This is a genomic window from Rhizobium sp. P44RR-XXIV (assembly GCF_001999485.2).
GTDB lineage: Bacteria > Pseudomonadota > Alphaproteobacteria > Rhizobiales > Rhizobiaceae > Rhizobium.
Genome location: NZ_MPVZ02000026.1, coordinates 685,550 through 707,384, shown reverse-complemented (window position 1 = coordinate 707,384; position 21,835 = coordinate 685,550). Strand labels below are relative to the sequence as shown.

Genomic DNA, 21,835 nt, shown 5'->3' with positions numbered 1-21,835 from the left:
AAATCCTCCCTTTTCAATTGCTGTCCGCAAGCGAACGCGTTTAAACTATCTGTCGGCACGCTTCTGTCTCCTAAAAAGGGAACATCGACTTGGCGAAAAGTAAGGTGGGTCAACGGGCGGTTTATCAGCCGGGTGCAAGCAGCGTCGAAGGGCTGCCAAATGTCCTGCAGATGTTCCATAACCACCCGTTGCCGATGGCAAAACCGCATTGGCACGCGCAGGTGGAAGTGAATTACATCGTGCGCGGAACCGTGCACTACCGCATAGGCGATCACGAGCTTACTTTGAGAGCGGGCGAGATCTGTCTTTTCTGGGGCGGTCAGCCGCATCTGTTGGACGATCTGTCGGAGGATGCGATCTATGCGGGCGCGCATCTGCCGCTGGTGCATTTTTTCCGCTTGCGCCTGCCGCTCGACATCTCTGGCCGCCTCATTCGCGGGCAGACCCTGATCAGCTCGGCGACCGATGCCGCCGACGACGAGAATTTCGCACGCTGGCATCGTTACGTCATGTCCGAAGACGGCGCCAAGGCGGAACATGCGGTCGCCGAACTTCTCCTGCGTCTGGAGCGCATCGCCTTCGAACCCTACCGCATGGTGCCGGAGAAGCAGCAAAACCCGGCGAACGAGCAAGCCCATCCGCAATCTTCGCGTAGCCTGGCAAGAATGTGCGATTTCATCGCCGAGAATTTCCTGCATGACATCGACACGGTCGATATCGCCAAGGCGGCGCATCTCCATCCGAAATACGCAATGAATCTCTTCAAGAAATCGACCGGCATGACGCTGGCCAAATATGTGAACCTGCTGCGCCTTTCGCGCGCCCAGGCGATGCTGATGCGCGATGGCGCCAATGTGCTGCAGGTCGCCATGGATAGCGGCTTCGGCTCGATCAGCGCCTTCAACAAATCCTTCCGCCACATTGCCGGCATGACGCCTTCGGATTTCCGCCGCGACATGCGCGTTCTCTCCGCGATGAATGTCGAAGCCATCAAGCTTCCGATGCATCGGCCATCGCCGCAGTTCCATCGCTAGTCCCCCTTGCGGTCGCGGTCGATCTCGCGCATTGCTCTTGGCCGGTTGAGGAAGGGGAGAATCTCATGCGGCAGTTTTCGGCTTGTATCGAGTGGTTGTTTGCGCGCGACCGCGATGTCTTCGCCGACCGTATTCGTCTGGCACATCAGGCAGGGTTGGATGCGGTCGAATTCTGGCACTGGACGAACAAGGATCTCGATGCGATTGCCGCCGCGGTCGCCGAGACCGGCATCGCGGTCTCAGGCATGGTGGCCGAGCCGATGATCGCGCTAACGAATCCGGCAAACAAAGAGGCCTGGCTCAAGGGCCTGCGGGAGTCGATTGCTGTCGCGCAGCGCCTTGGCGCCAAGGTTCTCATTGCGCAGGCGGGTGACGATCTACCGGAGTTTTCACGCGCCGAGCAGCGCGCGGCTCTTGTGGCCGCCCTCAGCGCGGGTGCGGATATCCTCAAGGGTTCGGGTGTTCGGCTCGGACTGGAGCCTCTGAACACAAAGATCGACCATGTCGGCTATTATCTGTCCTCGACGGAGGAAGGCCTCGATATTGTCGACGCGGTCGGCCGTGCGGAAATCGGCATCGTCTATGACGTCTATCATTCGGTCGTCATGGGCGAGAAGACCGAAGATGTCATAGGCGGCCGTATCGACCGCGTCGTGCATGTCCATGTCGCCGATCACCCGGGCCGTGGCGATCCCGGCACCGGACACATCGATCTGGCCGACCGGCTGAACTGGCTATTTGCCCAAGGTTATGACGGCAGGGTCGGGCTGGAATACAGGCCGAAGACAAGCGACGCCGAAGCCGTTCGCGCGGTGATGAAGTCGTTGGACGGCTGAAGAAATTCCAGAGAGTGCGGAACGGTCTTGCCCCGGAATTGCTTGAAACAATGGCCTAGACCGGCTCCATCATGCCGAAGACAGCAACCAGCCCGATGACGACAAAGCCGATGACGATTTCGGCGATGCTTCCGATGCGAAGCGCCTGCAGGGCGCGGCTCGAGTTGCGGCTCATCCAGTGAACGAAGACATAACGATTGACGATCGCCAGCAACGACATGCCGGCGACCAGCGCGATCTTGATGGCAAGCAGCGTCTGGTAGGGCGAGGACCAGTCCGTCGGCAGGCGTTTGAGGATCAAAATGGTGTTGACGATGCCGGAGAGGATGACGAGCGCCACCGCCCAGTGCCCGGCAGTCGAGAAGCGGCGCAGCGCGAGTTGTGCCTCGGTCCGGCATTCCGGCCGGCTCAGTAGCCGGAGAATGGGGATCAGCGGCACGAGCGCCCCAAGCCAGCCGCCGCCAGTCAGCACATGGAGGACATCGTTGGCGCGGTGCGCCTGACGCAGCCAGCCATCCAGCATCGAGGCATGACGGTGAGCGAGAGCGCGGCGAGCCCGAGCCCGGAGGCCAAGGCCAACCCAAGGCGGCGCCAGCCTTCCGGCAGCGCAAAGGCGCAGATCATCAAGACGGCTGCGACCGCCTGTGCCTGCCAGGCCTGCCCGACTGTCGTATCGAACAGGACATCATGCAGAGTGCCGAGATCAGCCGCGTCGCTCCAGCCGTTGCCGATGATGGCCGTTGCCGCGGGCAGGGATATCAGCATCGTCAGGCCCGCGACCACCGCGATGAGGAAAAACGGAATTGCGGACATGCGCCAGACGGTGTTTGCGAGCTCCCTCGGCACCAGAAAGGAGAGATAGGCGCACGCACCCCAGAGAAGCATCAGCGATGCATCATGAAGAAAGCGGCAGAGTTCGAGCGCTGTCGTCGGATCCATCAGGGCTTCACGATAAAGTTACAAGCGCCATGGGAGTGACGTTCCGGGTTGATGCTGGGTCGGCTTTTGCTGGGCAATCGTAGGGGCACCGCGTCGAGGCGCTGGAAAGCCAGCCTGCCATAATCCGGATGATGGAAGATTCTTCCGTCAACTTGTCAAGCGCGATAGGATTGCGGATACGCCCTGTCAACTTTCTCCATGCATAAAGGCGCCGTTCGGGACGCTTTGCCGCAAGGCAATCCGATATCGCAGGCTTCATTCGGTCACGATATCGCTCAGCAGCGCCGATTCCTGCCTTTCGGCAAAGAATCGTCGCTTTTGAGTCCTTTTTGCAGAGTTTGTTAAGGCGTTCCGGGGTGTACGCTCGAAAGGGAGTTTCATGTCGGCAGCTAGGATCCGCGAAAAAATGGCTCATGGTTTCGGCCATCGCCGGCGTCGCGAGTGGCTCGATAATCTTGATATGCCCACCTATGTCATCGGCGATGTGCATGGCCGCTACGATCTTCTGAGTGCGCTCGAGCGCAAGATCGTTGCCGATGCCGCGGGCCTGCCCGGCCAAAAGCTCATCATCATGCTGGGGGATTACATCGATCGCGGCCCGGCCTCGGCACAGGTCATCGGCCGGCTGATGGCACCACCGCCGAAAGGCTTCGATCGCATCTGCCTGACCGGCAATCACGAAATGGAAATGCTCGCCTATATCGATGGCGAGATATCGCTGGATGATTGGGTAGGGCTCGGAGGCGATGCCACTCTTGCCTCCTATGGCGCGGATATCCTGGCACTGCGGGAGCAATATCCGAGCCAAAAGAAGCTCGATATCTTCCTGCGAACCTGGCTTCCCGACGATCACATCAATTTCCTGCGGCGCTTGCCGATCATGCTGGATACGCCGCAGGCCCTGTTCGTCCATGCCGGCATCGACCCCGACAGATCGATTGCGGATCAACAGGATCACGACCTCGTCTTCATCCGCTCGCATTTCTACGACAGCGCGCAGCCGCTGCCGAAGCTGATCGTGCATGGTCACACACCGATCAGTAAGGCCGAAGCCAGCGGGCTCCGGCTCAATCTCGACACCGGGGCCTACCGCACCGGACGGTTGACTGCGGCCCGGCTATGGCAGGGCCGCATCAGCATTACGTCGACTTGATTTGCCGGCTTAGAGCATTTCCAGGAAAACTGCGCAGCGGTTTTCCGTCCAGAATGCGTAAAAACAAAGTGCTCTAGAGATTGCCGATGCAGAGGTACTTCATTTCCAGATAGTCATCGGCGCCGTGTCGAGAACCTTCGCGGCCGAGGCCGGATTGCTTGATGCCGCCGAACGGCGCTGTCTCGGATGACATCAGGCCGGTGTTGATGCCGACCATGCCGTATTCCAGCGCTTCCGCCACGCGCCAGACCTTCTTCAGATCGCCGGCGAAGAAATAGGCGGCAAGACCGAATTCGGTGTCGTTCGCCTGCTGAACAACGTCTTCGACCGTCTCGAAACGGAAGAGCGGCGCCACCGGGCCGAAGGTCTCTTCGCGGGCCACCTTCATGGTCTTGTCGACACCGGTCAGAATGGTCGGCGCGAAGAAGGTGCCGGCGCCTTCGATGCGCTTGCCGCCCGCCACGATGCGGGCACCCTTCGAGACTGCGTCCCGAACGTGGTCTTCGGCTTTGGCAACGCCCTGTTCGTCGATCAGCGGCCCGACTGATACCCCCGGCTTGAAGCCGTCGCCGACAGAGAGTTCGGCAACCTTGGCAGCGAGCTTGGCGGCAAAGGCATCATAGACGTTGGACTGCACATAGATGCGGTTGGCGCAGACGCAGGTCTGGCCGGCATTGCGGTACTTCGAAGCCATCGCGCCTTCGACGGCGGCGTCGAGATCGGCATCGTCGAAGACGATGAAGGGTGCGTTGCCGCCGAGCTCGAGGCTGACCTTCTTGATCTGGTCCGAGCACTGGCGCATCAGGATGCGGCCGACTTCCGTCGAGCCGGTGAAGCTGATCTTGCGCACCTTCGGATTGCCGCAGAGCTCGCGGCCGATTGCTGGGCCATCGATGCCGACGATGATGTTGAGAACGCCGGCGGGAACGCCTGCCTCTTCGGCAAGAACCGCAAGTGCGATCGCCGTCAACGGCGTCTGCTCTGCGGGCTTGGAGACGACGGTGCAGCCGACGGCAAGGGCCGGCGCGATCTTGCGGGCGATCATGGCCGCCGGAAAATTCCACGGCGTGATCGTGCCGACGACGCCGACCGGCTGCTTGATGACGACCATGCGCTTGTCATTGGAGGGGGCCGGAATGGTCTCGCCATAGATGCGCTTGGCCTCTTCGGCATACCATTCGACATAGGAGGCGGCGTAGAGGATTTCGCCCTTGGCTTCCGGCAGCGGCTTGCCCATTTCGGCCGTCAGGATTGCTCCCAACTCATTGGCATTGGCGACCATGAGATCGAACCATTTGCGCAGGATAACGGCGCGTTCCTTGGCCGGGCGGGCGGCCCAGGCGACCTGGGCTATATAGGCAGCATCGATTGCCGCGGTCGTCTCGGCGGCACCCATGTCGGGGAGCGAGGCAAGTACTTCGCCGGTAGCGGGATTGATGACATCGAATGTCTTCGTTGCCCCACCCGCCGTCCAGACGCCGTTGATATAACCGGCGGCGCGCAGGAAGCGCGAGGAGAAGGGGACATGCTTGGTCATTGCTGTTGTAAAGGACATTATATGCACTCCGACAGGTTCTCGCCCGGCAGGCCGCACGGGCGATCGTAGAGGAAACGGGGAAGGACAGCCGTTAGTGTGAGGCACTCGCCTCGATCATCGAGGCTTCGAGAATGTCGAGCGCCTCGCTGAACACGCCATCCTGAATGGTGATCGGCGACAGGAAACGGATGACATTGCCGTGGACGCCGCAGGTCAGCAGGATCAGCCCCTTGTCGAGGGCGATCAGCCGCACCTTGTTGGCGAAATCGGCACTCGGCAGCTTCGTTGTCACATCGTTGAACTCCACGGCGTTCATGAAGCCGGGGCCGCGAATGTCGACGATCTCAGGCACCTTGTCGCGCAGCGATTCCAGCCGCTGCTTCAGGCGCGATCCGAGCTGATTGGCACGGTCGCACAGGCCCTCGTCGGCGATGACGTCGAGCACGGCATGTGCGGCTGCAATGCCAAGCGGATTACCGCCATAGGTGCCGCCCAGGCCGCCCGGTCCCGGCGCATCCATCACTTCGGCGCGGCCGGTGACGGCGGCCAGCGGGAAACCGCCGGCAAGGCTCTTTGCCATGGTGACGAGATCGGCCGCCACGTCATGATGATCCATCGCAAACATCTTGCCGGTGCGGGCAAAGCCGGTCTGCACCTCGTCGGCGATGAGGAGAATGCCGTGCTGGTCGCAGATCTCGCGCAGCGCCTTCATGAAGGTGGCGGGCGCCGGATAGAAACCGCCTTCGCCCTGCACCGGTTCGAGGATGATGGCGGCCACGCGCTGCGGATCGACATCGGCGGCGAACAGCTTCTTCAGCGTTGCCAGCGACTGTTCGACGGTGACGCCATGCAGCGGCACCGGGAAGGGCGCATGAAAGACATCGCCCGGCATCGGGCCGAAACCGATCTTGTAGGGCGCGACCTTGCCGGTTAGCGCCATGCCCATGAAGGTGCGACCATGGAAGCCGCCGCCAAAGGCGATGATGGCGGAGCGGCCGGTGGCGGCGCGGGCGATCTTGACGGCATTTTCGACTGCTTCGGCACCCGTCGTCACGAAGATCGTCTTCTTGGCGAAATCACCGGGAACGATGGCGTTCAGCCGTTCGGCCAGATGCACATAGCTCTCATAGGGCACGACCTGATGGCAGGTGTGGGTGAAGCGGTCGAGCTGCTCCTTGACGGCGGCGATGACGCGGGGATGGCGATGGCCCGTATTCACCACGGCGATGCCGGAGGCAAAATCGATGTAGCGGTGGCCTTCCTTGTCCCAGATCTCGGCGTTTTCGGCGCGGTCGGCGTAGATTTGCGTCGTCATGCCGACGCCGCGGGAAATGGCGGCGTTCTTCCGATCAGTCAGGGTCATCGCTATGGCTCCAGGGAGGGTGGTTTAAATTAGCTTGCAGAACTTCTGCAAGTTCTGTAGAAAATTCCTACATTTTTCCTGCAAGATTTCAAGTGGGATTTTGTGGCGGTGACAAGAATAGGCCGAGGGCTCAACTCCAGCGCAGCCGGTCTTTAAAGGTCTGCTAAGGATGCTGTAGCGGGCGCTTCATCCATGCTAAGCAGAGCAAAAGACTTGGTATCAGGGATTATTGGCAAATGAGCAGCATCGAGCCCGTGCGCTACAAAGTGGCGGAAGCGGCGCGTCTTGCCGGCGTGTCAGCCTCCACGCTGCGTCTATGGGAAAGCCAGGGTCTGGTCGTGCCCTTTCGCTCCGAAACCGGGCATCGCCAGTACAGCGCCGAGGATGTGGCGCGGCTGAAGCGCATTTCCTGGTTCCGTGCCGAGCGCGGCCTCAACCCGGCAGCTATCCGCGAGGCACTGGAAACCGAGGATGCTGCGGCACCCGGCGCCGACAATGGCGAGCAGGTGGCGCCCTCCGGCATAGGTCGCAAGCTGCGGGCGCTGCGCCATGCCGCCGGCCGGACGCTGGATCAGGTCGCCGCCGACATGGGCATGCCCCTCATCGACGCTATCGACGCTGGAGCGGACCTCGCAGGGCGTCAGCTTCAAGACACTTCATGATCTCGCGGATTACTACGGCACGACCGTCTCGCGTCTGTCGGGCGAGAGCGCGAGGATGTTCCGTCCCTGATCCGGTCGGGCGAATGGCGGGCCTGGCCGGCAACGACGCCGGGCGTCACCGTGCAGTTGCTCGCCGAGGGAAGGACGATGATGGACTGCCATCGCTTCGTGCTGGCGCCGGGTGCGACCAGCGAGGGCGCCTATCGCCATGACGGCGAGGAGTTCATTCACGTGCTCGCCGGCCGGTTGGAGCTGGTGCTCGACAGCGACCAGTTCTTCGATCTCCTGCCGGGCGATTCGCTTTACTTCGAAAGCCGCCGCTATCACTCCTGGCGCAATCATCATGACGGCGAAACCATATTGCTCTGGATCAATACGCCGCCGACATTTTGAACGGCGGCGGTATCGTCATCCCCCTGTCTTTTCTATAGAACTGACGAAAATCGAATTCAGACGACAGAGCCCGGAGAATCCCATGGCTGCCACCATCCGTTACCACGAAGGCGATATTTCCGTCGCCGATGCCGCCCGCTATACCGGCGCCATAGCCATCGATACGGAAACGCTTGGCCTCGTTCCGCGGCGTGACCGGCTTTGCCTCGTGCAGCTTTCGCCGGGCGATGGCACGGCCGACGTCATCCGCATTGCCGCCGGCCAGAAGCAGGCTCCCAATCTCGTCGCCATGCTTGCCGATCCGGCCCGCCAGAAGATCTTTCACTATGGCCGCTTCGACATCGCTGTCCTGTTTCACACCTTCGGCGTCACCACCACGCCGGTATTCTGCACCAAGATCGCCTCGCGCCTTTGCCGCACCTATACCGACCGCCACGGTCTGAAGGACAATCTCAAGGAAATGCTCGACGTCGATATTTCCAAGGCGCAGCAGTCGTCGGACTGGGCGGCGGAAAAGCTGTCGCCGGCGCAGCTCGAATATGCCGCCTCGGACGTGCTCTATCTCCATGCGTTGCGGGAGAAGCTGACGCAGCGCCTGCTGCGCGACGGCCGCATGGATTATGCGGATGATTGCTTCGCCTTCCTTCCGACCCGCGCCAAGCTCGACCTTCTCGGCTGGGAAGAGGCGGATATTTTCGCCCATAGCTGAGAGCTTCGCCCTGTGGGCGAAATTCATCGGGCCGGTGCCGCGAAAGTGGCATCGCCCTCCTTAATTTAGTGATCTTTTAAGGAATAGGCTGCTATTTTGTAGCTGATTTCCAGCCCGGCGCATCTGCGCTTGCCATCTCGGTCATCGGGCAATCGAAAATCCACCGGCCGCATGAGCGGACCCTGACTGAACCTGCCCCCGCTTCCATCGTCGTCTTGCCAGACAAAGGAGCATGTCATGTTGCTTCCCGTTGGTGCCGTGTCTGTTGTGGGTGTGCCCGTCGAAAAGCCCGTAGTCGCGACGGCGGAGACCGCCGGGCTGCAGACGGCAGCAACGCCGGTTGCCGTTCTGTCGAGTGCGGTCAATACCAGCGTCGAAGGCAAGTTGAACATGCTGCTGGCCGCAGCGCGTGAACGCATGTTCGATAGCCTGCTGTCCGCCATCGATGCCGCCAGCGCGGCGCTCAACGTTTCCCGTGAACCGGGTGAAAGCAACGCCGCCTTCGCCCAGCGCGTCGCTGTCGCAATTCGCAGCCTCTCGCCGCAACAGCTCGTCGTGGCGCAGCAAAAGCTGGATGCGCAGCTGAGCACGAGGGTGCCGCTGCCGCTGCTGGCCGAGGTGTTGCAGGAGCCCGAGAGCCCGCAGGCGGTGCAACTGGCTCTCAGTCTGGAGCAGTCAGCGGCCGCCGAGCCCGATGCCGTGCTGAAGGCGGTCGTCAATTCCTACGGTCAGAATGCCGGCGAGGCAAAGCCGGTGCCGGCCCAGACTCAGGCGCCCGCGGCCGCAGCATTGCAGAAGGCAGCTGCCTTGGCCGCCCAGGCGACAAGCCTGGCGCTCCCGTCTGAGGAGCCGTTGGCGACTGCGGCCACCCAACCCACGGCACTGCCGACGCCCCGCACCACAGGAAGCGTCTCAGCCGGGTACTGTGGCCCAATCAGCGCCCACAAACGCTCAGACGGTTCCCGTGCAAACATCTTCGCAAAATGGGGCCCTTCCGCCACAGCAAGCCGCGCCAGCAGGCGCAAACGCCGCTCCAGCCACGATTTCGCCCATGCAGCTCGCCTCCCTAGTCGAAGATCTGGCCGCGGGACCTTTGCTGGCAGCGATCGTCGCCGAGGCCAAGCTTCCGACCGAAGTCGAACTGATCAGATCGCCACAGGCGCCGCGCGACATCCAGCAGATCCAGGCCGATCTCAAGCAGGGACTGCAGGTCGTCATCAGCCCGTCAGTGATTGCCACCAATCCCGACCTCATGCAGATCATCAGCAATCCCGGAGCTTCGGTGGAAAAAACCATAGCGCAGGCGCTGACGGGCAACGGGGCAGGGCAAGCATCGCAGCCGCAACCTCCCGCCGATGACAACGGCAGGAGCCGGCTTGTTGCGGCGAGCGCGATACCGGTCTCGTTGGCCGAAGAGCCTGAATTGCCGGTTTCCGCTGCTGCACTTGCCGGCAAATCGCAGCCGCCGGCGCCTTCTTCGGCCGGCATGGCCATGTACGATACGGCGGAGCAGACGGGGATGCCGGCTCAGGTGCCGGTGGTTGGCGTTCCCTTCGTCGTCGCCAACTACCTGCCGGCAACGACTCCCGCCAAGACGAGTGAATCGAAACGGGTCGATCGGGTGGATCCCATTGTGGATGAGGAAGGGGACCGCCCCGACGACGGCGAAACGCCGCAGGATCAGGACGACACGGATTCAGAGCAGCAGGATACGCAACCTCAGACGGCTGCAGAGATCTCCGACGATGAGAGAGCAGAGCTTACCGCTGTCACACCGGAATTGCCTGCCTTGCCGCAACCTTCGCTCGCCGATCGCCAGCGCGACCACGCTTTCGATTTCTATCGGCGCATGGTGGCCTGGGAATAGCCGGGATCGTATCGCAGCCAAAGAAAAACCCGCCGGATCGCTCCGGCGGGTCTCTTGTTTCCAGGCTTCTACCGAGGATTACTCGGCGTTGCGGTTCTTCAGAGCCGCACCCAGGATGTCGCCGAGCGAAGCGCCAGAGTCGGACGAACCGAACTGAGCAACAGCTTCCTTCTCTTCTGCGATTTCCAGAGCCTTGATCGACAGCATGATCTTGCGGTCCTTCTTGGAGAAGTTGGTGACGCGAGCGTCGACAACCTGACCAACCGAGAAACGCTCCGGACGCTGTTCGTCACGGTCACGCGACAGATCGGCGCGGCGGATGAACGAGGTGATGTCTTCGTGGCTGACGAGCTTCACTTCGATGCCGCCTTCGTTGACTGCGATGATTTCGCAGGAAACGACTGCATTCTTGCGCAGGTCGCCGGAAGCTGCTGCTTCGCCGACTGCATCCTTGCCGAGCTGCTTGATGCCGAGCGAGATGCGTTCCTTGTCGACGTCGACGTCGAGAACGACAGCCTTGACGACATCACCCTTGTTGAACTCCTCGATGACCTGTTCGCCTGGACGGTTCCAGTCGAGGTCGGAGAGGTGCACCATGCCGTCCACATCGCCGTCGAGGCCGATGAACAGGCCGAATTCGGTCTTGTTCTTGACTTCGCCTTCGACTTCGGTGCCGGCCGGATGGTTGCGGGCGAACGCAGCCCACGGGTTTTCGAGCGTCTGCTTCAGGCCAAGCGAGATACGGCGCTTGGTCGGATCGACTTCGAGAACGACCACTTCGACTTCCTGGCTCGTGGACAGGATCTTGCCGGGGTGAACGTTCTTCTTGGTCCAGGACATTTCCGAGATGTGGATCAGGCCTTCGATGCCCGGCTCCAGCTCGACGAACGCACCGTAGTCGGTGATGTTCGTGACGGTACCGGAAATCTTCTTGCCTTCCGGATACTTGGCCTGGATGCCATCCCACGGATCGCTCTCGAGCTGCTTCATGCCGAGCGAGATACGGTGGGTTTCCTGGTTGATGCGGATGATCTGTACCTTGACCTGCTGGCCGATGGACAGGATTTCCGACGGATGGTTCACACGGCGCCAAGCCATGTCGGTGACGTGCAGCAGGCCGTCGATGCCGCCGAGGTCAACGAACGCACCGTAATCGGTGATGTTCTTGACGACGCCGTCAACAACCTGGCCTTCTTCGAGGTTCTGAACGATTTCAGAACGCTGCTCGGCACGGGACTCTTCGAGAACCGTACGACGCGATACGACGATGTTGCCGCGGCGCTTGTCCATCTTGAGGATTTCGAAGGGCTGCGGGTTGTGCATCAGCGGGGTCACGTCGCGGATCGGACGGATGTCGACCTGCGAACGCGGCAGGAAGGCAATAGCGCCGTCGAGATCGACGGTGAAGCCACCCTTGACCTGGTTGAAGATGACGCCTTCGACGCGTTCACCAGCTTCGAACTTGACTTCGAGCTTGATCCAGCTTTCTTCGCGGCGAGCCTTTTCGCGCGAGAGAACGGCTTCGCCAAGCGCGTTTTCGATACGCTCGACGTAGACTTCGACTTCATCGCCGACCTTGAGCGTGCCGTCCTTGGCGCGCGCACCGAATTCCTTCAGCGCGATGCGGCCTTCGACCTTGAGGCCGACGTCCACAACGGCGACATCCTTCTCGATGGCCGTGATGATACCCTTGGCGACATAGCCTTCAGCCAGGTCGTTCTTGGCAAAGGATTCTTCGAGAAGGGCCGCGAAATCTTCGCGAGAGGGGGTTGTTACAGACATAAAATCTCCTGGCGTGTCCCGATCATGCGATCTGGACACTGACGCGCCGGTGGTTCGCGTTAAACAGGCCTGACCCCAGTCCGCCTCCCCTTCGGGAAGCTATCCGGCGCATGGACGGAATGTCAGGCTATTGATTGGCGGTTTCGGGCGCTAGGAACGCGCGAAAGCCGCTCATATTGTCATGCATTTCGGCTCAGAGCGGCGTCGATGATCGACTTTGCCGTCTGAAACGCCGCTTCTATACTCATTTCTGAGGTATCAAGCAAGTACGCCTCTTGCGCAGGGCGAAGCGGACTGTCAGTGCGGCCCATGTCGCGCTCGTCGCGCCGCTGCACATCTTCGAAAATGGCTGCATAGTCGGCGCTGCCGCCGGCCTCCACGATCTCTTCGTAGCGCCGTCTCGCCCGCACCTCGGCCGAAGCCGTGACATAGAATTTCACCGGCGCATCCGGGCAGACGACGGTGCCGATATCGCGCCCATCGAGCACGGCGCCCGGTTCCTTCAGCGAAAAGCGGCGCTGCGCCTCGACGAGAGCCCGGCGCACCGCCGGCATGACGGCGATCTTCGATGCCGCCTCGCCGATCTCGTGTTTCGACAGTATAGCCCGGTCGAGCCCGGCGAGGTCGACCTTGCGCGCCATGGCCTCGGCGACGGCTTCGTCATCGAGCGGCAGGCCCGCATCCAGCAGGGTCTTTGCGGTTGCGCGGTAGGTGAGGCCGGTGTCGAGATGGTGAAAGCCATAGGTTTCCGCAATCCGGCGCGCCAAGGTTCCCTTGCCCGCCGCCGCAGGCCCATCGATGGCGATGATCATTCTTCTTCTGTCCCCAGCCTTAATCCAGATATTACTTGCTGTAGCGTCGCACCAGATCCGCCATTTCGGCGGCATCGGTGCGATCGATCGTGTCGAGGCCGCCGGCCACGCCCTGCCGGTCGGCAAGCGGCCGGTTCTGGCTGACTTTCCATTTGCCTTCAATCGTTTCTATGTCGATCTCGATGCCGATGATACCCTTCAGCTGGGCCGTAACGAATTCCGGCGGGGCATCGTCGACCGCCCAGGGCTGCGGGCGGCTGCTTTCGTTCTCGCCTGTCAATGCGCCGATCTGGGCGCGCAGCCAGGCGGGATCGTCGATCGTCCGTGCGCTGCCGCGAACCTGCACGATCGCATAGTTCCAGGTCGGCACGACCTTGCCGGTTTCCTGTTTCGTTGCATACCAGGACGGCGTGATATAGGTGTCGGCGCCCTGGAAGACGACGAGGACCGGTGCGCCGGCTGCGATTTCCTTCCACTGGCCGTTTGCCCGCGCGACATGCGCCTGCAGCGTGCCCTTCGGCGAAGAGCCGGTCTTGAGGTGAAACGGGATGGCATTGGCCATCAGGCCGCCATCACCCGCCGTAACGAGCAATCCGAGCGGGTGCGCGCGGATAAGGTCGTGCTGCGTATCGAGATCGTCTTCGCGATGTTGGGGCGGCTGATACATGGTTCCGGTCCGTTTGCTGTCGCCATCCTGGGGCACGTGATGAAGGTAGGCTGCCGTCTGGTTGCCTGATCGCGCTCTAGCAGTCCTCGACCTCGATCGTCGCGCCCAATCTTGTCATCATATCAAAAAAACAGGAAAAGCGGTGGCCTTGCGATAGATGTTTTGGAGGCGCAACTGCTCTTCAATAGACATCGGTTGACCCATTCTGCCGCAATGCGCGAAAACCGTGTGCAGAGCGGTATGAAGTTTAGCTTTGACAGAAACGACCGCAACGATTAAGGGGACCGGCTGATATTTCCCTTAAAACGCCGGCTTCCCCGGCATTGCCGAATTTCCATTCGGCCATTCATGAGGCTTTGACAGTGGCGAAAGCGGACCTTGGAACAAAACGTACCGATCCGGATAACGGCAAGAAGTTCTACGACTTGAACCGGGATCCGGTGATCTCGCCCTATACCGGCAAATCCTGGCCATTGTCCTTCTTCGAGGAAACCTCGGCTGCGAAGGAAGTTCCGGAAGAAGAAGAAGTGGCTGAAGTCGATACCGAGAACACCGAAGTCGAACTGGTGTCGCTCGAGGATGCCGATGAGGCAGCCGCCGGCGGCGACGATATTCCGGATATCGGTGACGACGAAGTCGAAATCGATGACGATGACGACGATACCTTCCTCGAAGCCGACGAAGATGAAGATGATGACGACATGAGCGACATCATCGGCGTCACCGGCGATGACGACGACGTCTGATCTCAAGGACAATCGGCCCGGGCAGCAAGAAAAGTGTTCCGGGCCGAATTTTTCGGCTTGCTATCTGTAAAAACCACAAGTAATAAGCCGCCACCCCGACGGGCAACGCGCTCGGAAGGGACCCAGGGCCGGTCAAACGGCACCACCTTGATGGGGCTATAGCTCAGCTGGGAGAGCGCTTGCATGGCATGCAAGAGGTCAGCGGTTCGATCCCGCTTAGCTCCACCACGCTTCGCCCTTACGGGCTTCGCGTGGCGCAGCCGCGGGAAACCGTTAGGCCGAAGCAGTGCCCGGCATAGCCCGTAGGGCGACGACGGGCTGAAATCTCAATCAAAAACTGCTCTACATATCAGTAAACGCTATTACCTCACCGATTTTGAGTTCAACTTCTGGGACTGCGATAGATCGGGATGCGAATGTGGTACGTGTACGTCCTTCAGAGCGTCGACTTCCCGAGCAGCAATATACCGGGTCAACCTCGGATCTGAAGCGGCGGCTTGCTGACCACAATGCGGGTAAATCGGCTCACACCGCAAAATTCGCGCCATGGACTCTGCTTTGGTACTCGGCATTTCCAGACAAATACCGGGCGTTGGAATTCGAGGCGTATCTGAAATCTCATTCCGGTAGAGCGTTTGCCAAGAAAAGACTGCTTTAATCGCTTCCGTACATATGTAGCTGATGGCATTTTAAATGCCTCGTCAGTCTCCTGGGTCTCCTGCAGACCATCCCACTTCTCGCCTGCATTCTTAATTGGTCCAGAACTCCCAGGATCGATACGGGAACTCTTAAAGCTGAGAAACGCCATCACTTCAACCGCAATTCTCGACCAGCATTTCCACCTGGTTTTGAGGAGAATCATAGCTCCTTGCGCCTATCTCAGCCCCAAGCCTTTACTTTAACCAGCCGTCCCATAGTTAAATCCCCATAGCCTACGGTGTTTTTAGTTTGCGAAGGGAAAGTCCATGCTTGGTGCTTCAGTTCTGGTCGGGATTTTGATTACCTTCCTCGTCATCGTCCTGGTTCTCTACTTGGTCCAGCGTTTGCCGCTCGATGGCCGCACGCGGCAAATCGTGCAGATCATCGTCATCATCATCGGCATCGTTTCCCTGCTGAGATATTTGAGCGTCTGGTAGACGATCGCCTTATTTGTAGGGGCGGTCCTTCCCATAATTCTCGGCATCTCACCCATGCCATGCTAGCCTCTGGCCTTCCGCAACTCATCCGATTCGGACATGACCAGACAGCGCCGCCGTCGTCTCATCAAGACCCGCCGCAGGGTGACGGGGTTGCTCCTCGTTGCCTCGATCGCTTTTCTCGCCGGCATGACCGATGCGGTCGGTCTGATGCTCACCGGCAACTTCGTGTCCTTCATGACCGGGAATACGACGCGGGCGGCGATTGCTTTCGGCACGGGTGATTTCGGCCATGCGCTGGTGCTGCTGGCCGCGATCGTCACCTTCATCGCCGGCAATGCGCTCGGGATCGTTGTTGCCCACCTTGCCGATCGGCGCGCCTTCGTCGTGCTTGTCTGCGTCAGTGTTCTTCTCGCTGCGGCTGCGAGCCTTGGTTTGCCCTCTCTGCTGCTGGTGCAGTTCTACCTGGTCGTGCTGGCCATGGGCATGGTCAACGCCACGGTCGAACATATCGAGGGTCTGCCGATCGGGCTCACCTACGTGACCGGGGCGCTGTCGCGGTTTGGCCGCGGCATTGGCCGTTTTCTGCTTGGCGACCGGGATTTTGCCTGGACGGTGCAGATCGTGCCCTGGAGCGGCATGATATCGGGTGCCGTCATCGGTGCGGTCCTGGCCCATTCACTTGGCGCAGGCGCGCTCTGGCTGGTTTCGATCGTCGCATTCTTGCTGGCCCTGGTGACGCTCCTGATTCCTCGGCCGCTGCAGCATCGCTTCAATCAGCGGCTGATGATTTCGTCGTCGATGGCGCGGCGAACGAAGTAGCCGTGTGTAACTTGCCCGGCAAATCTCGCTCTATGTGCAACTTCGGCAATTGTGGAATGAACAGATACCATTAAAAATCCTGTGGTTGATTTTTCGACTCCTTTCTCTCTCCTCAGCGTTGCTGTCTAGTAAGGCCGTAAACATGCTGGGGATCCTGAAATGAATCGTAAATTTATTGCGGCGCTTGCGCTGTTGCCACTGGCTGCATGCGCGAAGCGCCCTGATGCCATCGTACCTACGGATATTCCGATGGCTGCCTATTCAAACCTTGATTGTGCTGCGCTCTCACAAGAATTAAAAAAGGAGCAGGCCAATCTCGCGGCGCTGTCCAAGCAACAGAATAATGCCGCCAACGGAGATGCCTTTGGCGTTTTCCTGATTGGCGTTCCGATGTCCAGCGTTACCGGTGGCGATAAGGAAGGCACCATATCGGTTTCAAAAGGCAAGGTGTTATCGGTTCAAAACACAATGAAAGCCAAGGGCTGCAAATAGCCAATAAAAACTATTGGTCCATGCATCTCCACACCCTGCCAGAGCTCTTGCGCTCTGGCAGATTCGACAATTGCTTGCCGACACTTGTTCTCCGGCCACTATACAGCGAGAGCATGAAGGTTGCCGCCTCAATGGCGCGGCAATCGAAATAGCCACATTGCAGTGCACAAAATCTGCTAGGGAGAAAACGAATCGTTTTTGCCGACAAGCTTGAGGTGTGCCGTGTTTGTTTTTTCGAAACTTGTCTGGATTTTCGGTCAGCCGCTGTCGCTGGCATTTTTCCTCGGTCTGCTGGCGTTCATCGCCACGCTTCTGCGTTGGCGTGCCTCTGCGATCACTGCATCGTTGTTGTCCCTCCTGATCCTGTTCGTCGCGCTGTACACGACGGCGGGCGCCTATGTCGTGCAGGGGCTGGAAGAGCGCTTTCCGCGCGCCGCCGCCGACCCTGCGGATCTCAAATGCATGATCGTGCTCGGTGGCGCCACGCAGAACGAGGTGACGACGGCGCGGGGCGGCTATGAGCTCGATTCGGCTGGCGACCGGCTCGTCGAGGCCCTGCGGCTGGCGCAGAAATATCCGCAGGCCCGCATCGTCATCTCGGGCGGCGATGGTTCGATCGGCGGCAGCTATGAGGGCGATGCCGTCATCTCGGAGCGCTTCTTCACCGCGCTAGGCATCTCGACGAGCCGCATGGTCGAGGACAGGACCTCGCGCACCACCTTCGAAAATGCAGTCAACACCAAGGAGCTGCTGGCGCAGAACGGCCTTTCGGATTGCCTGCTCATCACGTCGGGTTTCCACATGCCACGCTCGATGGGCATTTTCCGCAAGCAGGGCATTCCCGTCGTGCCTTGGCCGGTTGATTATCGCAGCACCGGCAAGGAGACGCTGCGCTTCGATTTCACCCAGCCCTCGCTCAACGCGCAATTGCTGGCAACCGGCTTGCGCGAGTGGACCGGCCTCGTCGGCTATTATTTCGTCGGCCGCACATCGGCGCTTTATCCGGCGCCCTAATGATGTGCCCTGACCGTGACCACGGTCCGGCAATGGTCATATGTCCGCGGCTGAGATCTATTTCTTTGAGATGGTGACGAATTTGACGCCGCGCACCCTGACGGTGATCTCGCACGGAACGTTATCGGTGCGGTCGCAGAAGCGCGGATGCATCTTCATGACCAGCACCATGTTGCCGAAACGCTGGATGAAATCATAGCCGTAGGTCTGTGCTGTGGCGATGAGCAGGTAGCCGCCCTCGGCCACCTGGACATAGAAATTATAGGGGCAGCCTTCATCCGTGCAGTAGGGGCCCTTTTCGCCCTTGCAGGTGATCTCGCCCTCGTTGATGACGATATCCATCAGCTTGTCGTTGTTGATGTCCTGCTGGGTGGCGAAATGGTCGCCAAAGCTCACCTGGCCATCGCAAGCCTTGGTGAAATGTTCCTTCTCGAAAGCCACCGGGTCCTGCAGGAGCGATTGCTGCGCCAGCGCTGCAGCGGGAATGATCACGAATGTGATGAGATTGAGAATCACGATCAGCAGGGATTTCACCGGGGGAGGTCCTCTTCGAAGCGCCGTCGCGGCCTCTTTGGTCGCCGCGACCGCTGCGACATCTTTACATGCGCCTGCTTGCGCGACCCTTGCCGTCGTGATTCATTTCGTCAAAATTGCCGCCGGCGCCCTTTTGGAGTTCCCGATGTCGCTTCTCTCGCTTTTGGATTATGTCGGCGTCGCTCTCTTTGCCGCAACCGGCGCGCTCGCGGCGTCGCGCAAGCAGCTTGATCCGATCGGCTTTCTGTTCCTGGCCGCCGTCACCGGCATCGGCGGCGGCACGCTTCGGGATATCATCCTTGGCAGGGTGCCGGTCTTCTGGGTGCTGAACCCGACCTATATCATCATCTGTGCCATCGTCGGCGTCCTGGTGTTCTTCACCGCGCATCTGTTCGAATCGCGCTATCGGCTGCTTCTCTGGCTCGATGCGGTGGGGCTTTCGGCCTATTGCGTGATGGGGGCGGCCAAGGGCATGGCGGCCACAGGCTCGCCGACGGTTGCCATCATCACCGGCGCGCTGACGGCCACCTTTGGCGGCATCCTGCGCGATCTCCTGGCAAACGAGCCCTCGGTGCTGCTGCGGCCGGAGATCTACGTGACGGCGGCTCTTGTCGGCGCCGGCGTCTTCACGGCTGCCAATGCGACCATGCTGCCGCTCTATGCATCGGCGGGGCTCGGCGTTGCTGCGGCCTTTGCCGTGCGCGGCGGCGCGCTCTGGTTCGGCTGGACCTTCCCGACCTATCATCACAAGCCAGGGCGGCATCCGGATGATGTCATGTAAATGAAAGCTGTCCGCTGCCGGGCAATCCCGGTGCTGCGGAAGAGGTCAGCGCTGCTTGCGGCGCAGGCGGATCACGACGTCGACATGGGCGATTTCCATGCCCTTCGGCGGCTCCGGCAGGTTGCCGATCGTGAGATTGCTGATCGGAATATCGAGCACCTCGTTATGGCCTTCCACGAAAAAGTGATGGTGGTCGGAGACATTGGTGTCGAAATAGGTCTTTGTGCTCTCGACGGCGAGAACGCGGATCATGCCGGCTTCGGTGAATTGATGCAGCGTATTGTAGACGGTTGCGAGGGAAACAGGCACGCCCGCGGCGACCGCTTCCTCGTGAAGTTCCTCGACCGTCAGGTGTCGGTCGCCCTTGGCGAAGAGAAGATCACCCAGCGCGATCCGCTGCCTGGTGGGTCTCAGACCCACATTGCGCAGCCTGGTCTCGATCGCGATTTCGGCTTCTTCCGCCATTCAGGGACTCCGGATTCCTGATTTCCATAATTCTTCACTAAGCCATATAACTTTTGCCTTGATTGCTTTCAATAGTTTCAATGGGGTGGGAAGGTGCTCAAAAGCCGGAAAAATCGGGCTTTTGGCGCATTTGCCACTGGCAGCAGCTCTGGCGTTCCTGTATGCGACCACCACATAAGAGCTGGTACGTTCGATCGGACAGATAAATGAGAGTGTGATGGTTGCGCTTCATTTTCTGTCGATCTTGCACTAAAGCTTCACATCCATCGGCATTCATGCGGGGGAAACGGAATTTTTATGACGACGAGACAATCCAGCTTCAACTACGAGGAAATCCTGGCCTGCGGTCGCGGCGAACTGTTCGGCCCGGGCAACGCACAGCTTCCCCTGCCACCGATGCTGATGGTCCATCGCATTACAGATATTTCCGAAACCGGCGGGGCTTTCGACAAGGGCTACATTCGCGCCGCGTATGACGTGCGCCCCGACGACTGGTACTTCCCCTGCCATTTTGCCGGCAACCCGATCATGCCGGGCTGCCTCGGCCTCGACGGCATGTGGCAGCTGACCGGCTTCTTCCTCGGCTGGCTCGGCGAGCCCGGCCGCGGCATGGCGCTGTCCACGGGCGAAGTGAAGTTCAAGGGCATGGTTCGCCCGGATACGAAGCTCCTCGAATACGGCATCGACTTCAAGCGCGTCATGCGCGGCCGCCTGGTCCTCGGCACCGCCGACGGCTGGCTGAAGGCCGACGGCGAAACCATCTATCAGGCGACGGACCTGCGTGTAGGCCTGTCCAAGGACAAGGTTGCCTGAACTGCGGCGCTGCCGCCTCCACCAAGACAGACTGTTTAAGAAAAGGTCATCGACATGAGACGGGTAGTTGTTACGGGTCTGGGTATTGTCTCTTCGATTGGAAACGATGCTCAAGAAGTGACCGCCTCGCTGCGCGAAGCCAAGTCCGGCATTTCTTTCTCCCCCGATTTTGCCGAGCATGGCTTCAAGTGCCAGGTATGGGGCGCGCCGACCATCGATACTACCGATCTGGTCGATCGCCGCGCCATGCGCTTCCTGTCGCAGGGCGGTGCGTGGAACCATGTCGCCATGAAGCAGGCGATCGCCGATAGCGGCCTCGAGGAAGGTGACATCACCAACGAGCGCACCGGCATCATCATGGGCTCCGGCGGTCCGTCGACCCGCACGCTGATCGAAGCCGCCGATATCACCCGCAAGAACAACAGCCCGAAGCGCATCGGCCCCTTCGCCGTGCCGAAGTCGATGTCGTCGACCGCATCGGCAACGCTTGCGACCTGGTTCAAGATCCTCGGCGTCAACTATTCGATCTCGTCGGCATGCTCGACCTCGGCGCACTGCATCGGCAATGCAGCTGAGATGATCCAGTGGGGCAAGCAGGACGTGATGTTTGCCGGTGGACACGAAGATCTCGACTGGACCATGTCGAACCTCTTCGACGCCATGGGCGCCATGTCCTCGAAGTTCAACGAGGATCACCCCGAAACCGCATCGCGGGCCTATGATGCAAACCGCGACGGCTTCGTCATCGCTGGCGGCGCTGGCGTGCTGGTTCTCGAAGAGCTTGAGCATGCCAAGGCACGCGGCGCCAAGATCTATGCCGAGATCGTCGGCTATGGCGCTACCTCCGATGGCTACGACATGGTCGCACCGTCGGGCGAGGGTGCGGCACGCTGCATGCGCCAGGCACTGGCTACCGTGAAGGGCGACATTGACTACATCAACACCCACGGCACCTCGACGCCGGTGGGTGACAGCAAGGAAATCGGCGCTATCCGCGAAGTGTTCGGCGACAAGATCCCGCCGATCCAGTCGACCAAGTCGCTGACGGGCCATTCGCTCGGTGCTGCTGGCGTGCAGGAATCGATCTATTCGATCCTGATGATGCAGCAGCGCTTCATCGGCGAAAGCGCCCATATCACCGAACTCGATCCGGAATTTGCCGGCGTGCCGATCGTTCGCAAGCGCATCGATGACGCCAAGATCGACATCGCTCTTTCGAATTCCTTCGGCTTCGGCGGCACTAACGCTACGCTCGTATTCCAGCGCTACAACGGATAA

At 60.3% G+C, this 21,835-nt stretch carries 23 protein-coding genes, 1 tRNA gene and 2 pseudogenes; 16 read left to right on the top strand and 10 right to left on the bottom strand.

Features of this window, described 5'->3' with window-relative positions:
* Positions 1 to 83: 83 nt before the first annotated feature.
* Positions 84 to 1,034: a helix-turn-helix domain-containing protein gene (locus BSK43_RS12300; protein WP_077472187.1), complete on the top strand. Its 951-nt coding sequence runs from the start codon at positions 84 to 86 to the stop codon at positions 1,032 to 1,034.
* 65 nt (positions 1,035 to 1,099) lie between these two features.
* Positions 1,100 to 1,870 (top strand): TIM barrel protein, encoded by a 771-nt coding sequence (locus BSK43_RS12295; protein WP_077472188.1) that lies wholly within the window; start codon positions 1,100 to 1,102, stop codon positions 1,868 to 1,870.
* Between the two features lie 55 nt (positions 1,871 to 1,925).
* Here BSK43_RS12295 and BSK43_RS35640 read toward each other — a convergent pair whose 3' ends face one another.
* Both BSK43_RS35640 and BSK43_RS35635 read right to left on the bottom strand, forming a co-directional pair.
* Positions 1,926 to 2,342: a CopD family protein gene (locus BSK43_RS35640; protein ID WP_246662542.1), complete on the bottom strand. Its 417-nt coding sequence runs from the start codon at positions 2,340 to 2,342 to the stop codon at positions 1,926 to 1,928.
* Positions 2,336 to 2,809, bottom strand: a complete 474-nt coding sequence (locus BSK43_RS35635) for a hypothetical protein (protein WP_246662541.1) — start codon at positions 2,807 to 2,809, stop codon at positions 2,336 to 2,338. The genes BSK43_RS35640 and BSK43_RS35635 overlap by 7 nt, the downstream gene beginning before the upstream one ends.
* Before the next feature lie 406 nt (positions 2,810 to 3,215).
* On the opposite strand from BSK43_RS35635, the gene BSK43_RS12285 reads away from it, so the two are divergent.
* A complete protein-coding gene (locus tag BSK43_RS12285; RefSeq protein ID WP_246662548.1) occupies positions 3,216 to 3,962 on the top strand; it encodes a metallophosphoesterase in 747 nt (248 codons plus the stop codon).
* A gap of 73 nt (positions 3,963 to 4,035) precedes the next feature.
* On the opposite strand, the gene BSK43_RS12280 is transcribed toward BSK43_RS12285, so the two are convergent.
* Together BSK43_RS12280 and BSK43_RS12275 are read right to left on the bottom strand one after the other, a co-directional pair.
* Positions 4,036 to 5,517 carry an NAD-dependent succinate-semialdehyde dehydrogenase gene (locus BSK43_RS12280; RefSeq protein ID WP_077472191.1) on the bottom strand — a complete coding sequence of 494 codons (1,482 nt, stop codon included), beginning with the start codon at positions 5,515 to 5,517 and terminating at the stop codon, positions 4,036 to 4,038.
* 73 nt (positions 5,518 to 5,590) lie between these two features.
* Positions 5,591 to 6,862, bottom strand: a complete 1,272-nt coding sequence (locus BSK43_RS12275) for a 4-aminobutyrate--2-oxoglutarate transaminase (protein WP_077472192.1) — start codon at positions 6,860 to 6,862, stop codon at positions 5,591 to 5,593.
* Between the two features lie 236 nt (positions 6,863 to 7,098).
* Between BSK43_RS12275 and BSK43_RS12270 the strand changes: the two are divergent.
* Positions 7,099 to 7,917 (top strand): annotated as a pseudogene (locus BSK43_RS12270) (MerR family transcriptional regulator).
* An 82-nt stretch (positions 7,918 to 7,999) separates the two neighbouring features.
* Entirely contained in the window at positions 8,000 to 8,626 is a 627-nt protein-coding gene (locus BSK43_RS12265) for a ribonuclease D (RefSeq protein ID WP_077472194.1), read from the top strand.
* A gap of 141 nt (positions 8,627 to 8,767) precedes the next feature.
* Here the strand turns inward: BSK43_RS12265 and BSK43_RS35630 are convergent, their stop codons facing one another.
* A complete protein-coding gene (locus BSK43_RS35630; RefSeq protein WP_246662540.1) occupies positions 8,768 to 9,280 on the bottom strand; it encodes a hypothetical protein in 513 nt (170 codons plus the stop codon).
* Positions 9,281 to 9,677: 397 nt separating this feature from the next.
* Between BSK43_RS35630 and BSK43_RS35625 the strand changes: the two genes are divergently transcribed.
* Positions 9,678 to 10,493 carry a hypothetical protein gene (locus tag BSK43_RS35625; protein ID WP_246662539.1) on the top strand — a complete coding sequence of 272 codons (816 nt, stop codon included), beginning with the start codon at positions 9,678 to 9,680 and terminating at the stop codon, positions 10,491 to 10,493.
* A gap of 78 nt (positions 10,494 to 10,571) precedes the next feature.
* Here the strand turns inward: BSK43_RS35625 and rpsA are convergent, their stop codons facing one another.
* The 3 genes from rpsA to BSK43_RS12245 all read right to left on the bottom strand — a co-directional run bounded on the left by rpsA (position 10,572) and on the right by BSK43_RS12245 (position 13,754).
* Positions 10,572 to 12,275, bottom strand: a complete 1,704-nt coding sequence (rpsA, locus tag BSK43_RS12255) for a 30S ribosomal protein S1 (RefSeq protein WP_068395003.1) — start codon at positions 12,273 to 12,275, stop codon at positions 10,572 to 10,574.
* A gap of 179 nt (positions 12,276 to 12,454) precedes the next feature.
* The gene (cmk, locus tag BSK43_RS12250) at positions 12,455 to 13,087 is read right to left on the bottom strand and encodes a (d)CMP kinase (protein WP_077472196.1); all 633 of its coding nucleotides are present in this window, start codon (positions 13,085 to 13,087) and stop codon (positions 12,455 to 12,457) included.
* Between the two features lie 31 nt (positions 13,088 to 13,118).
* On the bottom strand, positions 13,119 to 13,754 hold the full coding sequence (locus BSK43_RS12245) for an FMN-binding negative transcriptional regulator (protein WP_077472197.1): 636 nt from the start codon (positions 13,752 to 13,754) through the stop codon (positions 13,119 to 13,121).
* 362 nt (positions 13,755 to 14,116) lie between these two features.
* On the opposite strand from BSK43_RS12245, the gene BSK43_RS12240 reads away from it, so the two are divergent.
* From BSK43_RS12240 to BSK43_RS12210, 7 genes and pseudogenes are all read left to right on the top strand, one after another.
* Positions 14,117 to 14,500, top strand: coding sequence for a TIGR02300 family protein (locus tag BSK43_RS12240; protein ID WP_068395033.1), 384 nt, complete (start codon positions 14,117 to 14,119; stop codon positions 14,498 to 14,500).
* A gap of 152 nt (positions 14,501 to 14,652) precedes the next feature.
* Positions 14,653 to 14,728: transfer RNA gene (locus BSK43_RS12235), tRNA-Ala, on the top strand.
* A 188-nt stretch (positions 14,729 to 14,916) separates the two neighbouring features.
* A pseudogene (locus BSK43_RS12230) lies at positions 14,917 to 15,158 on the top strand (GIY-YIG nuclease family protein).
* 307 nt (positions 15,159 to 15,465) lie between these two features.
* Positions 15,466 to 15,636 (top strand): Thivi_2564 family membrane protein, encoded by a 171-nt coding sequence (locus BSK43_RS12225; protein WP_136686861.1) that lies wholly within the window; start codon positions 15,466 to 15,468, stop codon positions 15,634 to 15,636.
* Positions 15,637 to 15,735: 99 nt separating this feature from the next.
* Positions 15,736 to 16,458: a YoaK family protein gene (locus BSK43_RS12220; RefSeq protein WP_077472198.1), complete on the top strand. Its 723-nt coding sequence runs from the start codon at positions 15,736 to 15,738 to the stop codon at positions 16,456 to 16,458.
* A 159-nt stretch (positions 16,459 to 16,617) separates the two neighbouring features.
* Entirely contained in the window at positions 16,618 to 16,950 is a 333-nt protein-coding gene (locus BSK43_RS12215; protein WP_068394785.1) for a hypothetical protein, read from the top strand.
* Positions 16,951 to 17,172: 222 nt separating this feature from the next.
* A complete protein-coding gene (locus tag BSK43_RS12210) occupies positions 17,173 to 17,964 on the top strand; it encodes a YdcF family protein (RefSeq protein ID WP_077472199.1) in 792 nt (263 codons plus the stop codon).
* Positions 17,965 to 18,021: 57 nt separating this feature from the next.
* On the opposite strand, the gene BSK43_RS12205 is transcribed toward BSK43_RS12210, so the two are convergent.
* Complete coding sequence (locus BSK43_RS12205) at positions 18,022 to 18,498, bottom strand: hypothetical protein (protein ID WP_077472200.1); 477 nt, start codon at positions 18,496 to 18,498, stop codon at positions 18,022 to 18,024.
* Positions 18,499 to 18,643: 145 nt separating this feature from the next.
* On the opposite strand from BSK43_RS12205, the gene BSK43_RS12200 reads away from it, so the two are divergent.
* Positions 18,644 to 19,279 (top strand): trimeric intracellular cation channel family protein, encoded by a 636-nt coding sequence (locus BSK43_RS12200; protein WP_077472242.1) that lies wholly within the window; start codon positions 18,644 to 18,646, stop codon positions 19,277 to 19,279.
* 45 nt (positions 19,280 to 19,324) lie between these two features.
* Here the strand turns inward: BSK43_RS12200 and irrA are convergent, their stop codons facing one another.
* Positions 19,325 to 19,744 carry an iron response transcriptional regulator IrrA gene (irrA, locus tag BSK43_RS12195; RefSeq protein ID WP_034485455.1) on the bottom strand — a complete coding sequence of 140 codons (420 nt, stop codon included), beginning with the start codon at positions 19,742 to 19,744 and terminating at the stop codon, positions 19,325 to 19,327.
* 297 nt (positions 19,745 to 20,041) lie between these two features.
* Here irrA and fabA point away from each other — a divergent pair, with 297 nt between their 5' ends.
* Together fabA and fabB are read left to right on the top strand one after the other, a co-directional pair.
* Entirely contained in the window at positions 20,042 to 20,557 is a 516-nt protein-coding gene (fabA, locus tag BSK43_RS12190) for a 3-hydroxyacyl-[acyl-carrier-protein] dehydratase FabA (protein ID WP_068394789.1), read from the top strand.
* Between the two features lie 54 nt (positions 20,558 to 20,611).
* The gene (gene fabB / locus BSK43_RS12185) at positions 20,612 to 21,835 is read left to right on the top strand and encodes a beta-ketoacyl-ACP synthase I (RefSeq protein WP_077472201.1); all 1,224 of its coding nucleotides are present in this window, start codon (positions 20,612 to 20,614) and stop codon (positions 21,833 to 21,835) included.